The 14,167-nt window shown below is 71.2% G+C and carries 12 protein-coding genes; 5 read left to right on the top strand and 7 right to left on the bottom strand.

Translation table 11 applies throughout. The annotated features are described in order from the left end of the window. Window positions 1-234: 234 nt before the first annotated feature. The gene (locus ACF09K_RS09875) at window positions 235-1,137 is read left to right on the top strand and encodes a D-alanyl-D-alanine carboxypeptidase family protein (protein ID WP_392242069.1); all 903 of its coding nucleotides are present in this window, start codon (window positions 235-237) and stop codon (window positions 1,135-1,137) included. Between the two features lie 76 nt (window positions 1,138-1,213). Here ACF09K_RS09875 and ACF09K_RS09870 read toward each other — a convergent pair whose 3' ends face one another. Beyond that, a complete protein-coding gene (locus ACF09K_RS09870) occupies window positions 1,214-2,038 on the bottom strand; it encodes a maleylpyruvate isomerase family mycothiol-dependent enzyme (protein ID WP_392242068.1) in 825 nt (274 codons plus the stop codon). Between the two features lie 178 nt (window positions 2,039-2,216). Here ACF09K_RS09870 and ACF09K_RS09865 point away from each other — a divergent pair, with 178 nt between their 5' ends. Further along, window positions 2,217-3,038: a carbon-nitrogen family hydrolase gene (locus tag ACF09K_RS09865; RefSeq protein ID WP_392242066.1), complete on the top strand. Its 822-nt coding sequence runs from the start codon at window positions 2,217-2,219 to the stop codon at window positions 3,036-3,038. 138 nt (window positions 3,039-3,176) lie between these two features. On the opposite strand, the gene ACF09K_RS09860 is transcribed toward ACF09K_RS09865, so the two are convergent. The 4 genes from ACF09K_RS09860 to ACF09K_RS09845 all read right to left on the bottom strand — a co-directional run bounded on the left by ACF09K_RS09860 (window position 3,177) and on the right by ACF09K_RS09845 (window position 7,852). Beyond that, window positions 3,177-3,671: an LURP-one-related/scramblase family protein gene (locus ACF09K_RS09860; protein WP_392242064.1), complete on the bottom strand. Its 495-nt coding sequence runs from the start codon at window positions 3,669-3,671 to the stop codon at window positions 3,177-3,179. Between the two features lie 444 nt (window positions 3,672-4,115). Then, a complete protein-coding gene (locus ACF09K_RS09855; protein ID WP_366062451.1) occupies window positions 4,116-4,367 on the bottom strand; it encodes a DUF6458 family protein in 252 nt (83 codons plus the stop codon). A gap of 101 nt (window positions 4,368-4,468) precedes the next feature. Beyond that, window positions 4,469-5,767 carry a M18 family aminopeptidase gene (locus tag ACF09K_RS09850; protein ID WP_392242063.1) on the bottom strand — a complete coding sequence of 433 codons (1,299 nt, stop codon included), beginning with the start codon at window positions 5,765-5,767 and terminating at the stop codon, window positions 4,469-4,471. Window positions 5,768-6,025: 258 nt separating this feature from the next. After that, on the bottom strand, window positions 6,026-7,852 hold the full coding sequence (locus ACF09K_RS09845) for an acyl-CoA dehydrogenase (protein ID WP_392242061.1): 1,827 nt from the start codon (window positions 7,850-7,852) through the stop codon (window positions 6,026-6,028). 178 nt (window positions 7,853-8,030) lie between these two features. Here ACF09K_RS09845 and ACF09K_RS09840 point away from each other — a divergent pair, with 178 nt between their 5' ends. Both ACF09K_RS09840 and ACF09K_RS09835 read left to right on the top strand, forming a co-directional pair. After that, window positions 8,031-8,507 (top strand): SseB family protein, encoded by a 477-nt coding sequence (locus ACF09K_RS09840; protein ID WP_392242060.1) that lies wholly within the window; start codon window positions 8,031-8,033, stop codon window positions 8,505-8,507. Between the two features lie 170 nt (window positions 8,508-8,677). After that, window positions 8,678-9,655, top strand: coding sequence for a pirin family protein (locus ACF09K_RS09835; protein WP_392242058.1), 978 nt, complete (start codon window positions 8,678-8,680; stop codon window positions 9,653-9,655). A gap of 78 nt (window positions 9,656-9,733) precedes the next feature. Here the strand turns inward: ACF09K_RS09835 and ACF09K_RS09830 are convergent, their stop codons facing one another. Further along, the gene (locus ACF09K_RS09830; RefSeq protein WP_392242056.1) at window positions 9,734-10,687 is read right to left on the bottom strand and encodes a Bro-N domain-containing protein; all 954 of its coding nucleotides are present in this window, start codon (window positions 10,685-10,687) and stop codon (window positions 9,734-9,736) included. A gap of 127 nt (window positions 10,688-10,814) precedes the next feature. On the opposite strand from ACF09K_RS09830, the gene ACF09K_RS09825 reads away from it, so the two are divergent. Next, entirely contained in the window at window positions 10,815-11,927 is a 1,113-nt protein-coding gene (locus tag ACF09K_RS09825) for an AI-2E family transporter (protein ID WP_392242433.1), read from the top strand. Here ACF09K_RS09825 and ACF09K_RS09820 read toward each other — a convergent pair. After that, window positions 11,831-14,044, bottom strand: a complete 2,214-nt coding sequence (locus ACF09K_RS09820) for a SpoIIE family protein phosphatase (protein ID WP_392242054.1) — start codon at window positions 14,042-14,044, stop codon at window positions 11,831-11,833. The two genes, ACF09K_RS09825 and ACF09K_RS09820, sit on opposite strands and share 97 nt — an antisense overlap. Between the last annotated feature and the right edge of the window lie 123 nt (window positions 14,045-14,167).

Here is a 14,167-nt window from a genome sequence, read left to right as displayed (position 1 = left end):
GGCGAGGGGGCGAGGGGGCGAGGGGGCGAGAGGGCGAGGGGGTGAGGGGGCGAGGGCTCCCGGGGCGAGAGGGCGAGGGGTGGGGGCTGAAGGACGAGGGGCGGGTCGGGAATTCCTCGCGGCGGACGCACAACCATCTGTGCTACTTACGTGTCACACACATGCGGCCCCTCCTGTTTTCCCCTCCAACTCGGCCGCATCGCAGGGGCATTCGACGTAATCGGGGTATTTCAGTTGATAACCGCCATCAAGGGGTTCCGTGGCCGCAGAGCCGCAGCCGTCGCCGTCACGGCCGGCGCAGTGCTCGCGACCGGCGCCCTCACCGCGGCGCCCGCGCAGGCCGTCACGACGCCCACCGTCACCGCCAAGGGCGCGTACCTGATGAACAGCGCGACCGGCGCGACGCTCTACAGCAAGTCCGCCGACTACAAGAGGCTCACCGCCTCCACCACGAAGGTCATGACCGCGAAGGTCGTGCTCTCGCAGTCGAACCTGAACCTCGACACCCGGGTCACGGTCAGGAAGGAGGTCAGCGACTACATGGTCCGCGAGGGCTACCCCTCGTCGGCCAGGCTGATCGTCGGCGACAAGGTCACCGTCCGCCAGCTGCTGTACGGGATGATGCTGCCGTCCGGCTGCGACGCGGCGATGGTCCTCGCCGACAAGTTCGGCACCGGCACGACCGTCGCGGCCCGCACCAAGAACTTCATCGCCAAGATGAACACCACGGCGAAGAACCTGGGCATGACGAACACGCACTTCGACTCGTTCGACGGCCTCACGAACGGCTCCAACTACTCGACGCCGCGCGACCTGACGAAGCTCGGCCGCAGCGTGATGAAGAGCTCCACGTTCAAGGCGGTCGTGAAGACCAAGTCCTACACGGCGAAGACGATCACCAAGACCGGCGCCACCCGCACCATGGCGCCGTGGACCAACACCAACACCCTGCTGGGCTGGAACGGCACGCTGGGCATCAAGACCGGCTCCGGCACCCAGGCCAAGTACTGCCTCATCTTCGCCGCCACGCTCAACGGCGAGTCGGTCGTGGGCACCGTCCTCACGGCTCCCGACGCGGCGAGCCGCACGACCGACGTGAAGAAGCTCATCAACTACGGCTACGCCAGGATCAGCTGACGCCGGTACATCCTTTGTGCGACGGGCCCGCCGTGATCCACACGGCGGGCCCGTTCCGTCGCGGCCGCCCCGGCGGCTACCTGGTCACCGCGAAGTTCCGCAGGATCGCCGCCGTCAGTTCCGGTTCGCCCTCGGCCTTCACCCGGTCCGCCACCGCCGCCGGGGTGACCCGGCCGCAGGCCAGCCGGACGTACGTCTCCCAGTCGAGGGAGAAGGAGGCGGCCGGGCCGAGCGCGGGGGCCGTCTCCAGGGTGCCGCGGCCCTGGATGTCGACGCGGATCGTGCGCAGGAACTCGACCGGCCCGTGGACGTCGAAGACGATCGCGGAGCTGCGCGGCGCGTCGGCCTTCTCGGCGACGACGGCCGGCAGCGCGTCGAGCAGCACGTCGCGGGCGATGTGCGCGCCGGGGGAGTCGAGGTTGCCGGGGTGGCCGAGGGCGGCCCGCAGGTCCTGCTCGTGCACCCATACGGCGAACGCGTGGTTGCGCATCGAGTCCTCGAGGGTCAGCTCGGTGCCGAGGTGACCGCGGACCATGGTGTCCGGCTGGCGCGTCTCGTTCCGCAGCTGCCGGTTGCGGCGGATGATCATGAGTTCCAGCTCGGAGGTCATCTCCGGCGCCGTGTGGTGGCGGCGGACGTCGACCTGCATCTCCATGTAGCGCTGGAAGTCGTTCGTGACGTGGAACAGGTCGCGCGGCAGCGTGTGGATGGGGCGCGGATCGCCGTACATCTCGCTGTCCAGGCCGATGACGTGCGAGACGAGGTCGCGGACCGACCAGCCGGGGCACGGCGTCCGCCTGTTCCACTCACCCTCGACAAGCGGCTGCACCAGCTCGGATATCGCTTCGATGGAGTGGGTCCAGGCGTCGGCGTAGGGCTGGAGGGTGGGATGCAGACTCACGGAACGGGACCCCTCGGCGGTCGGTACACGGGCGGGTTGTGGCAGCGTTGCCAGCGGGAGGCGGCTCTCGGCGGTGTCTCGAAACGCTAAGTTACGCTGCTGTGAGGCACCCCGGCAGTGCTTTCGTGTGACGATCGTAGGCCCGTATGGACGGCTCGAATGCCAGGACGGTGGTAGTGTGCGCGCCTCTCTGATCCAGATTGCCGTGGATGAGGGTGAATCGGCCGAATCGCGGCGGAGTCGGGTCGCGGCCCTGGTGCGGGATCAGGCCGGTGTCGCCGACCTGGTGGTCCTGCCCGAGCTGTGGACGACCGGCGCCTTCGCCTACGAGGAGTTCGCCGCCGGGGCCGAGCCGCTGGACGGGCCGACGTACGGGGCGATGGCCGAGGCGGCGCGTGACGCGGGCGTGTGGCTGCACGCGGGCTCGATCCCCGAGCGGGCCCCCTCCGGCGGCGGCTCCGCCGCGGGGCGGGGCACCCTCTACAACACCTCGCTCGTCCTCTCCCCCGCCGGTGAGCCGGTCGCCTCCTACCGCAAGATCCACCGCTTCGGTTTCGACAAGGGCGAGGCCGTGCTGATGGGCGCGGGCCAGGACCTGGTGACCGTGCGCCTGCCCGGGACGACCCTGGGCCTGGCGACCTGCTACGACCTCCGTTTCCCCGAACTCTTCCGCGGTCTCGTCGACGCCGGCGCCGAGACCCTGGTCGTCCCCGCGGGCTGGCCGGAGCGCCGCAGGGCGCACTGGACGCTGCTGGCCCAGGCGCGGGCGGTGGAGAACCAGGCGTTCGTGCTCGCGTGTGGAACGGCCGGGACGCACGCCGGAGTTCCGCAGGCCGGTCACTCGATCGTGGTCGATCCGTGGGGCGAGGTGCTGGCCGAGGCCGGGCCCGGCGAGGAGGTCCTCACCGTGGAGTTCGACCCGTCGAAGGTCGCGGCGACCAGGGAGCAGTTCCCGGCCCTGAAGGACCGGGTCCTGGGACTCCGGCCGCCGCGCGGCTGACACGCCCGGGCCGCTGCCGCGTGCGGGCCGCTGCCGCTCCCGGGCCGCTCCCGCACCTCTGCCTCTCCCGGGCCGCTGACGCGCCGGTCCCGCGCCGCTGCCTCTCCGGGCCGCTGAGGCGCCGGCCCCGCGCCGCTCTCAGTCCTCGCGTTCCTTCTCCGCCAGGTGGATCACGCACACCGCGACCGCGATCAGCAGCGCCGGGTCGGCGTCGTCCCGGACGACGTCGACGCCGTACGTCTCGCGCACGTGGAGCCGGCGCCGGGAGATGACGGCGAGCAGTTCGCCGTCGTACTCGACGGCGAACTCGCGGTCGAGGATCCTGCCGCTGACGTCCAGCACGGTGCGGCCGTCCGCGAGGGAGACGCGGTAGTGGTTGCCCAGCAGGGACAGCCGTTTGCGGCGGATGGTGGCCAGGGGCTCGCCGTCCCGCTCGATCACCATCGTGTCGCGCAGCGCGAACATCTTCTGGCGGATGTCGATCAGGACCCGCCCCTGGGTGTCCTTGAGTTCGAAGGTGTCCCGCAGCCGGATCGCCTTGCCGTCGACGAGGAAGACCTTTTCACCCCGGTCGTCCTCGATCCAGTAGTCGTCGCCGAAGCCGAGGATGCGGTCGCGCACGAGGAATCTCATGGCTTCACGGCTTCCCCGCGGGGCGGCGCGGAACGCCCTCACTAGCCCGACGGGCCGAGTGCCGCAGCCGGGGCACCCGTGATCCACCGCGTTCGCCGGTACCGCCGTCCGGGCCCCACGGCAAACGCCCCGCTGCGGGCAGCGGGGCGGACGGGGCGGAGCGCCGCTCTCTCAGGTCACCTCTTGTCGATCCCGTGGATCCCGTGGATCCCGTGGATCCCGTAGATCCCGTAGATCCCGTGGAGGACCAGGCGCGCGGTGCGCGAAGGGGTCCCGCACGTCGTCGCGGCGGCCGCGTCCCGCGACGACGGCCCGTCGGCCGAACGTCCCGCCCGCCGCGTCCACCGGCGGCACCGGGACCTTCCGGCGACGCTCGCCGGGGGCGGCGCCGACCGGCTTGCGTCGGTGCTCGCGGTCACGGACGCCCGTTCCCGCAGGGAGCGGTCACACGCCGTACCCGTCGCCGTATCCGTCGCGGTGGTGGTGTCGTTCCGTCTCGACCACGGTCGTCGAGGCCGGGGGGACCATCACGCGGCGACGCCGGGCGATGCTGCTGAAGGTCGTCACGCCGATCAGGCCGACGATCATCAGGATGACGCCCACCAGGTCGACGTTGACGCCCTGCATGTCCCAGTCGGTCGCGAATGTGAGAATGGCTCCCACGGCGATGAGGATGATGCACCCGCCGAGGCCCATGATGTCGCCTCCCTGCTCGGTGTACCGGTCGTTCCGGTCACGGCAACCGGGTACCCCGGCGGGCAACTCCCATGCGGGAGCACTTCCTTGCCGGCCTGGGGCTAGCCCTCCAGGAACGCCACCAGGGCGTTGGCCAGCAGGTACGGGTCGTCCGCTCCGCTCAACTCCCGTGCGCTGTGCATCGACAGGATGGCCACGCCGATGTCGACCGTGCGGATGCCGTGCCGGGCCGCGGTGATGGGTCCGATGGTGGTGCCGCACGGCATGGAGTTGTTGGAGACGAACGACTGGAACGGCACGCCCGCCTTCTCGCAGGCGGCGGCGAAGACGGCCCGCCCCGAACCGTCCGTGGCGTAGCGGTTGTTGACGTTGACCTTGAGGATCGGCCCGCCGTTGACGCGGGGGTGGTGCGTCGGGTCGTGCCGCTCCGCGTAGTTGGGGTGGACCGCGTGCCCGGTGTCCGACGACAGGCAGACGGTGCCCGCGAAGGCCCGCGCCCGGTCCTCGTAGGAGCCTCCGCGCGCGAACGCCGAACGCTCCAGCACCGTGCCCAGCAGCGGCCCGTCCGCACCGGTGTCCGACTGCGAGCCGTTCTCCTCGTGGTCGAAGGCGGCGAGCACCGGGATGTACGGCAGGTCCGCGCCGCTCGTCGCGACGGCCGCCAGGGCCGCCGTACCGGCGTGCACCGACAGCAGGTTGTCCATCCGGGGGCCGGCCAGCAGTTCCTCGTCGCGGCCGAGGTAGGCGGGCGGTTCGACGGAGTGCACCATCAGGTCCCAGCCGGTGACCTCGCCCGCGGCCAGCCCGGACTCCTCCTCCAGGAAGGCGATCAGGTCGCCGTCGCGCACGTCGCCGCCCAGGCCCCAGACGGGCTGGAGGTGCCGCTGCTTGTCCAGCTTGAGGCCGTCGGTGTTGACCGCCCGGTCGAGGTGGATCGCGAGCTGCGGCACCCGCAGCAGCGGCCGGCCGATGTCGACCAGGTGGGTCGAGCCGTCGCGCAGGGTGAGGCGTCCGGCCAGGCCCAGGTCGCGGTCGAGCCAGGAGTTGAGCAGCGGCCCGCCGTAGATCTCCACGGCGACCTGGCGCCAGCCGTGCGCACCGGTGTCGGGCAGCGGCTTGACGCGGAGGTTGGGCGAGTCGGTGTGCGCGCCGATGATCCGGAAGGGGGTGTGCGGCGCGGCGCCCTCGGGGACGTACCAGGCCACGATCGCGCCCCCGCGGAGCACGTACTTCCCGCCGCTCGTCCCTTCCCAGGCGTCCGTCTCGGCGACCTGGCGGAACCCTGCCTTCTCCAGCCGTTCGGCGGCGGTCGCCACGGCGTGGTACGGCGTGGGGCTCGCCGTCAGGAAGGACATGAGGTCGTCGGTGTGGCCGCGGTCGAAGCGGGAGGGTTCGCTCATGGGGTTCACCTTAACGACGTACGAAAGCCCGCTCCCGGTGATGGGGAGCGGGCCTTCGTGTGGACGGTGTGGAGTTCGGGCAACCGTGCCGAAGCGGGCGGGACCGGTCCGGACGGTGCCGCCGGGGGCGTACCGACGTGTGCCGGTCGTGTGCCGACGTGTGCCGGTACGCGCACCGGTACGCGTGCCCATGCGCGCCGACGTGTGCCGGCACGCGCGTGCCGGGGCCGGCCGGGGCCGGCCGGGGCCTGCCGGAGGCTAGAAGGCGGCCTCGTCCAGCTCCATCAGGTCCAGCTCGACGCCGGTGGCGATCTTGCGGGCCAGGGTGACGCCCGGCAGGACGTTGGCCGCGAAGAACTTCGCCGCGGCGATCTTGCCCGTGTAGAAGGCCACGTCCTTGGCGGAGGCCGTCTCCAGCTTCTCGACGGCGACCGCGGCGCCCTTGAGCAGCAGGTAGCCGACGACGACGTCACCGGAGGCCATCAGCAGGCGGGTGGTGTTCAGGCCCACCTTGTAGATGTTCTTGACGTCCTGCTCGGTGGCCGCGAGGTCGGTCAGCATCAGGCCGACGATGGCCTCCAGCTCGACGGCGGCCTTGGCCAGGTGCTCGCGGGCGCCCGCCAGCTGCTCGCCGCCCGTGCCGAGCTCCAGGAACTTCTTGATGTCCTCGGCGAGGGAGTTCAGCGCGGCGCCCTGGTTGCGGACGATCTTCCGGAAGAAGAAGTCCTGGCCCTGGATCGCGGTGGTGCCCTCGTAGAGGGTGTCGATCTTGGCGTCGCGGATGTACTGCTCGATCGGGTACTCCTGGAGGAACCCGGAGCCGCCGAAGGTCTGGAGCGACTGGGCGAGCTGCTCGTAGCCCTTCTCGGAGCCGTAGCCCTTGACGATCGGCAGGAGCAGGTCGTTGAGCGCGTGCTCGGTCTTCGCGTCCTCGCCGTTCGCCTCCTTCACGGCGATCGCGTCCTGGACGGAGGCCGTGTAGAGGACGAGGGCGCGCATGCCCTCCGCGTACGCCTTCTGCGTGATCAGCGAGCGGCGCACGTCGGGGTGGTGGGTGATGGTGACCTTGGGCGCGGCCTTGTCCATGAAGTTCGCCAGGTCGGGACCCTGGACGCGCTCCTTGGCGTACTCCAGCGCGTTGAGGTAGCCCGTGGACAGCGTGGAGATGGCCTTCGTGCCGACCATCATGCGGGCGAACTCGATGATGCGGAACATCTGGCGGATGCCGTCGTGCTTGTCGCCGATCAGCCAGCCCTTGGCGGGGTGCCGGTCGCCGAAGGTCATCTCGCAGGTGTTGGAGGCCTTCAGGCCCATCTTGTGCTCGACGTTGGTGGCGTAGACGCCGTTGCGCTCGCCCAGCTCGCCGGTCTCGAAGTCGAACAGGTACTTCGGGACCATGAACAGGGACAGGCCCTTGGTGCCGGGGCCGGCGCCCTCGGGGCGGGCCAGCACGTAGTGGAGGATGTTCTCCGACATGTCGTGCTCGCCGGACGTGATGAAGCGCTTCACGCCCTCGATGTGCCAGGAGCCGTCCTCCTGCCGCACGGCCTTGGTGCGGCCGGCGCCCACGTCCGAGCCGGCGTCGGGCTCGGTGAGGACCATGGTGGAGCCCCACTGCTTCTCCGCGGCGAACTTCGCGATGTGCTTCTGCGTCTCGTTGCCCTCGTCGAAGAGGATGCCCGCGAAGGCCGGGCCGGAGGAGTACATCCACACGGCCGGGTTGGCGCCGAGGATCAGCTCCGCGTACGCCCAGATCAGCGACGGCGGCGCGGTGGTGCCGCCGATCTCCTCGGGCAGGCCGAGGCGCCAGTACTCGGAGTCCATGAAGGCCTGGTAGCTCTTCTTGAAGGACGCGGGGACCGGCGCGGTGTTGGTCTCCGGGTCGAAGACCGGCGGGTTGCGGTCGGCGTCCGCGAAGGACTCGGCCAGCTCGTTCTCCGAGAGGCGGGTCAGCTCCTCGAGGATGCTTTTCGCGGTCTCGGTGTCCATCTCGTCGAAGGGGCCCGTGCCGTACAGCTTGTCGCGCCCGAGTACTTCGAAGAGGTTGAACTCGATGTCGCGGAGATTCGACTTGTAGTGCCCCATGGCGACTGCGCTCCGTAGAGAAGGATCGGCGAGGCACTTGATCCTCGCGCTGGTTCACGTACCGACAAGTAGCTCCGATGATGCTACCCGTCGGTAATAAGGCGCAACCCCCACTCGGCCAAGTGTGAGAAGGGTCTACCCACGGACGCCGGGGTCCCCCCTCGGTACGCTTGCGCCCATGTATGGATACGGCCAGCCCATGGACGGTGGCGCCGCGCAGCAGCAGTACGCCCAGCCGCAGCAGTCGGGCGGCCTCGGCGGATACGGTCAGCAGCCGCCTCTGTACCCCGAGCCGTCCCCGCCCTCGCTCGCGGACGCGGTGCGGGCCTTCACCACCGGGCAGTTGGCCGCCGAGGACTTCCAGCAGGTCTTCGCCACCTCGAAGGTCTACTGCCCGCGCGGCGACAACCCCGGGTTCCTGGCCCTGCACAACACGCAGCAGCCGGTGATCCCGATGTTCACCACGCTCAAGGAGCTGCGCCGGTACGCGGGCAAGGAGTCGAAGTACTTCGTGATCACCGGTGCCGAGGTGCTCGACCTGCTGCCCACCGGCTACGGCTTCGTCCTCGACATGGAGGGCGAGCACCGGATGGTCTTCGACGCGAAGGCCGTCGAGCAGATGGTCGACTTCGCGATGCGCCGGATGTACGGCTGACGCGCCCGTCCGGTCGTGGGTGCGGACGTGCCCGCGACCCGGCGGCGGACGGCGGCCACCCGGATGGCTCGGGCCCGGAGGGAATGTCCTCCGGGCCCTCGTCGTTCTGGGTGGCAGAAAGTTCAACGCTCAACTAAAGTGAGACGTACGCCGCCCAAGGAGGTACGGACATGCCCGCAGTGACCGTCGAGAACCCGCTGACCCTGCCCCGAGTGACCGCGCAGGCCGACGCCGTGGCACGTCCCGTGCTCACCGTCACCACCGCGCCCGGCGGTTTCGAGGGCGAGGGCTTCCCGGTGCGCCGGGCCTTCGCGGGGATCAACTACCGCCACCTCGACCCGTTCATCATGATGGACCAGATGGGTGAGGTGGAGTACGCGCCGGGAGAGCCGAAGGGCACCCCGTGGCACCCGCACCGCGGCTTCGAGACCGTGACCTACATCATCGACGGCATCTTCGACCACCAGGACAGCCAGGGCGGCGGCGGCACCATCACCAACGGCGACACCCAGTGGATGACGGCCGGGTCCGGCCTCCTCCACATCGAGGCCCCGCCGGAGTCCCTGGTGATGTCCGGCGGCCTCTTCCACGGCCTCCAGCTGTGGGTGAACCTCCCGGCCAGGGACAAGATGATGGCCCCGCGCTACCAGGACATCCGCGGCGGCAGCGTCCAGCTGCTCACCTCCCCCGACGGCGGCGCCCTGCTGCGCGTCATCGCCGGCGAGCTGGACGGCCACGCCGGGCCCGGCATCACCCACACCCCGATCACCATGGTCCACGCGACGCTGGCGCCGGGCGCGGAGGTCACCCTGCCGTGGCGCGAGGACTTCAACGGCCTCGCCTACGTCATGGCGGGCCGGGGCACGGTCGGCGCGGAGCGCCGCCCGGTCCACCTGGGCCAGACGGCCGTCTTCGGCGCCGGCTCCTCCCTGACCGTGCGCGCGGACGAGAAGCAGGACGCGAACACGCCGGACCTGGAGGTCGTCCTCCTCGGCGGGCAGCCGATCCGCGAGCCGATGGCCCACTACGGCCCCTTCGTCATGAACACCCGTGAGGAACTCCAGCAGGCGTTCGAGGACTTCCAGAAGGGACGGCTGGGTACGGTCCCGGCGGTCCACGGGATGTCCGGGAGCGGCCCGCGGGCCTGAAGAACCCGCTAACGTACGAGAGGGCCCGAAGCCGCAACTCCGTTTTGCGACTTCGGGCCCTTCGTCGTCGGGAGGCTTCTACGGCAGCGCGTAGACGGGCGCCCCGTCCGCGGTGCAGCCCGTCTGCCGCATGCAGCCGCGCTTGAGCAGCGTGCGCAGGCAGTCGTGGACACGAGCGACGGGCAGACCCGTGCGGGCGGCGATCTCCTCCATGCGGTAATCGGCCTCGCCCCGGACGAGCGCGGGCGCCAGGCAGGCCGCCACCGCGTGGATGTCCTCGGTGAAGACCAGGTTCCTGGCCTTCCAGGAGGCGAGGAGCTGCTGGGGCGTCAGCTTCGGGTCGGGCTGGCGTCCCCTGAGGACGTGCGCGATCTCCTGGAGCGCCTCGGCGATCTGGTCCTGACTGCGCACGAGCGCGGTCTGGCTGCGGGCGATCGCCTGCTGACTGCGACTGATCTCCCGCAGGAGTTCGGTGTGCTGCTCCTGGGCGGCCGCCAGCATCTCGTCGGCCTGGATGTTCCGCGTCTCCAGCCGCACGATCGCGTCCGCGACCTGCCGGGGCATGGCGTACGCCGTGCCGCCGGCGGAAGTGCCGGGCTGCACGGCGGCCGGTTCCAGGGAGTAGGAGCCGTCGCGCTGGATGGTCGCGATGACGTCGCAGACCCAGGCCTTGAAGGGCTGGGACTCGGGTTTGGTGCAGCCGTTGACCAACCGGATCAGCCCTGGGAGATTCACGAGATTCATGTCTCGACGCCACTCCCGACCTGCGGGAACGTCGAGAGTGTGCTTCTGGAGCACACTCTCGGCACTGGCGAAATTGGCCTTGTCGGCGATGTTTCGCAGAGCGGAACCCACATGGGAGTACCCCAGGTTTCTGCACACGTCGACGGCCGGGAACCAGTGTGTCCCGTCCGGCGTCGTCAGCCTCCGCACCCGCGCGCCGGTAGCCGCGAACACGAAGTCGTTGATCTCGATGGCGTCCTGCCGCCGTGTCGCCGTCCGGTCGGACGGCATGTCGTTCTGCTCGTGCATCGAGCACCACCTCCGTCTCGGACGGTAGGGAGACGCAGGTGTGACTGATGTGCGAAATGGGCATGTTCACCCGTTCGGGTCGTCCGCGCAGGACAGCCCGCGGAGCGCGTGGTCCGCTGGAGGCGTGCTGTCGTCGCTTCCCGCCCCCGTCCGCCGTCTCGCCGCCTGGTGCGTGGTGATCCTGCTGCTCTCGGGGGTCGCGTACGTCGGGATCCGGCTGTGTGCGGAGTTCCGCACGGCGGTCGTGCCGGTGCTGCTCGCCCTGCTGGGGACGGCGTTGCTGGGGCCTTTCCACCGGCGGCTGGTCAAGGCGGGGGTCAACCGGTCGGTGGCCGCGGGGGTCACGTGCCTGGCGGTCCTGGCGGTGGTGGGAGGGGCCGTGTACATCGTCGTCGCCGCGCTCGTGGACAGCGGGGACCAGATCGTCGCCTCGCTGAAGGACGCGGCGCAGGGGGTCGCCGAGCACTTCGGGGCGGCCGGGACCTCGCTGGACGACATGGCCTCCAACGCCCGGGAGCTGGCGACGAAGTTCGGCGGGACGGCCGCCTCCGGGGTGATCAGCGGGGTGAGCGTGGTGGGCGAGAGCCTCGCCATGGCCGTACTGGCGCTGCTGCTCGTCTTCTTCTTCCTGCGGGACTCCGACCGGGTCGTGGCCACGCTGCGGGCCGCCGCTCCGGAGGGTGCCGCGGACGGCCTGGAGGCGATGGCGCGGCGGGCCTTCCAGGCCGTCGAGGGGTTCATGCGGGGGACCTCGCTGATCGCGTTCATCGACGCCGTGTGCATCACCGTCGGGCTGCTCGTCCTCGACGTGCCCGGTGCGGTCGGGCTGGGGGCGCTCGTCTTCGTCGGCGCGTACGTCCCCTATCTCGGCGCGTTCGTCTCGGGGACCGTCGCCGTGCTGGTCGCGCTGGCCGACCGGGGGTTCGTCATCGCGCTGTGGGCGCTCGGGGTGGTGCTCGCCGTGCAGCTGCTGGAGGGGCACGTGCTGCAGCCGCTGATCCAGAGCCGGACCGTGCAGATGCATCCGGCGGTGGTGATGCTCGCGATCACCGCGGGGGCGTCGGTCGCGGGGATCCTCGGTATGCTGCTCGCCGTGCCGCTGACGGCGGCGGCCTTCGGGGTGCTGTACGAGCTGCGGCGGCGTTACGCCGCCCCCGGCTCCCCGGGGCCCTCGCCGGGGGATCCCGCTGCGCCGTCGTCGCCGGGCTCCCCCTCCGCGCCGCCCGCCCCCGGCTCGTAGAGCTCGAACCAGATGGTCTTGCCCTCGCCGCGCGGGGAGACCCCCCACGCGTCGGCGAGCAGCTCGGTCAGGACCAGGCCGCGGCCGGACGAGGCCAGCTCACCGGGCCGGCGTTTGTGGGGGAGGGAGTCGCTGGTGTCGGTGACCTCGATCCGCATCCGGCGTTCGCCGGGATCGCCGGCCACCTCCGCCACCAGCAGCGCGTCGTCGTCGGTGTGCACGAGGACGTTCGTCAGCATCTCGGAGACGAGGAGGACGGCCGAGTCGACCTGGTCGTCGCTGGGCCAGTCGTGCAGCAGCTCGCGCAGTTGCCCGCGGGCCTCGGCGATCCGCTCGGGTTCGGCCTGGGCGATCGTCAGCATGGAGCGCCGCAGGGCCGGGCGGGCCGGTGCGGCGGTGCTCGGCCCGCCGTGGCCCGTGCCGCCCCGGCGGCACGCGAGCAGGAGGGCGATGTCGTCCTCGCGGCGGTCGGCCAGCGGACCGGTGGTGTGGTGCGACGACGGCCCGTGCACCGCCTGGACCAACGCGTCCGCCAGTTCCTCCAGGCCCCCCTGGTGCGTCTCCAGGGTCTTCCGGACGCGCCGCCAGCCGGTGTCGAGGTCGTGCCCGCCGGTCTCCAGCAGACCGTCGGTGCACAGCATGAGCGCCTCGCCGGGCTCCAGGCCGAGACGGCTGGTGGGGTAGTCGGAGTCCGGGTCGATGCCGAGGGGCAGACCGCCGGCCGTGGCGCGGACCATGACGGTGCCGTCGGCCATCCGGATCGCCGGGTCCAGGTGCCCGGCGCGAGCGGTGGTCAGCACGCCGGTGACGGGGTCGACCTCGACGTAGAGGCAGGTCGCGAAGCGCAGGTCGGAGGGGGCGCCGGCGGCGTCGGTGGCACCGGCGCGGGTGAGGCCGTAGAGGAAGCGGGAGGCGCGGGAGAGGACGGCGTCGGGGCCGTGGCCCTCGGCCGCGTAGGCCCGCAGGGCGATGCGGAGCTGGCCCATGAGGCTCGCCGCCCGCACGTCGTGGCCCTGCACGTCCCCGATGACCAGCGCGAACCGTTTGCTGGGCAGCGGGATCAGGTCGTACCAGTCGCCGCCGACCTGGAGGCCGCCGCCGGTCGGTATGTAGCGGGCGGCGAGGGTCATGCCGGGGATCTCGGGGCCGAGACTGGGCAGCATGGAGCGCTGCAGCCCCTCCGCCAGCTCACGCTGGGTCTCGGCGGCCCCGGCCCGGGTGAGGGCCTGGGCGAGCATGCGGGCCACGGTGGTGAGCACGGACCGCTCGTCGGGGGTGAACGCGACGGGGTAGCTGAAGGCGGCCATCCAGGTGCCCATGGTGCGCCCGGCCACCGTCAGCGGCAGGTACGCCCAGGAACGGCGGCCGAACTGCGCGGCGAGGGGCCAGGTGAGGGGGTAGCGGGCCCTGTACTGCTCGGGTGAGGAGAGGTAGACGGCCTTGCCGGTGCGGACGACCTCCGCCCCCGGGTAGTCCGTCTGGAGGGACATCTGTGTGAAGGGGGCCTCGCCGCCCTCCCCCTCCCCGTGGTACCCGATGGTCGTCAGGCGGTCGCCCTCCACGCCGAACACGGCGAGCCCGTCCGGCGAGAAGCCCGGCATCGACAGACCGGCCGCGACCCGCAGCACCTCTTCCGTGGACCGGGCCTCCGCCAGCGCCCGGCCCGCGTCCAGCAGGAACGCCTCGCGGGAGCGCCGCCAGTCGCCGGTGACCGCGCTGCGGCCCGCCGGGGTGCCCGGCGAGGGCTCGGTGACCTCCTGGAGGGTGCCGATCAGCTCGTACGCCTTCTTGGCCGGGTCGAAGGAGGGCTTGGAGCGGCTGCGGACGACGCGGACGATCCGCCCGCGTTCGTCCATGATCCGGATGCGGACCTCGGCGAGGGTGCCCTCGGCGACGGCCAGCTGGACCACGCCGGTGATCTCGTTCCAGTCGACGGGGTGCAGCCGGGCCCTGGCCTGGGCCTCCGTGAGGACGGCGCCCTCGGCGGGCAGCCCGAGCAGCCGGGCCGCCTCGGCATCGACCGTGACCAGCCCGGTGGCGGTGTCCCAGTGCCACACGCCGGTCGCGAGGGAAACCAGGACCTCCCCCACGGCGGGCAGCGGCTCGCCAGTGCGCATTGCCCCACTTTAAGAACATGCGATCGAGGAATGCCACTGATCGCCGGGTTCGTAAGAGTGGGAGCCGATCATGGGGCGCCCGGTACCCTGGGGGTTGTTTCACGTGAAACACGCCCCCGATCC

Origin of the sequence: Streptomyces sp. NPDC014882 (assembly GCF_043081325.1) — a bacterium.
Lineage (GTDB): Bacteria > Actinomycetota > Actinomycetes > Streptomycetales > Streptomycetaceae > Streptomyces.
This window is presented reverse-complemented; position numbering and strand designations above follow the sequence as displayed.

Coding starts and splice junctions, on each gene's coding strand:
- ACF09K_RS09835 (WP_392242058.1), top strand. CDS start 8,678: ATGCCCGCAGTGACCGTCGAGAACCCGCTGACCCTGCCCCGAGTGACC.
- ACF09K_RS09845 (WP_392242061.1), bottom strand. CDS start 7,852: ATGGGGCACTACAAGTCGAATCTCCGCGACATCGAGTTCAACCTCTTC.
- ACF09K_RS09840 (WP_392242060.1), top strand. CDS start 8,031: ATGTATGGATACGGCCAGCCCATGGACGGTGGCGCCGCGCAGCAGCAG.
- ACF09K_RS09830 (WP_392242056.1), bottom strand. CDS start 10,687: ATGCACGAGCAGAACGACATGCCGTCCGACCGGACGGCGACACGGCGG.
- ACF09K_RS09855 (WP_366062451.1), bottom strand. CDS start 4,367: ATGGGCCTCGGCGGGTGCATCATCCTCATCGCCGTGGGAGCCATTCTC.
- ACF09K_RS09860 (WP_392242064.1), bottom strand. CDS start 3,671: ATGAGATTCCTCGTGCGCGACCGCATCCTCGGCTTCGGCGACGACTAC.
- ACF09K_RS09820 (WP_392242054.1), bottom strand. CDS start 14,044: ATGCGCACTGGCGAGCCGCTGCCCGCCGTGGGGGAGGTCCTGGTTTCC.
- ACF09K_RS09850 (WP_392242063.1), bottom strand. CDS start 5,767: ATGAGCGAACCCTCCCGCTTCGACCGCGGCCACACCGACGACCTCATG.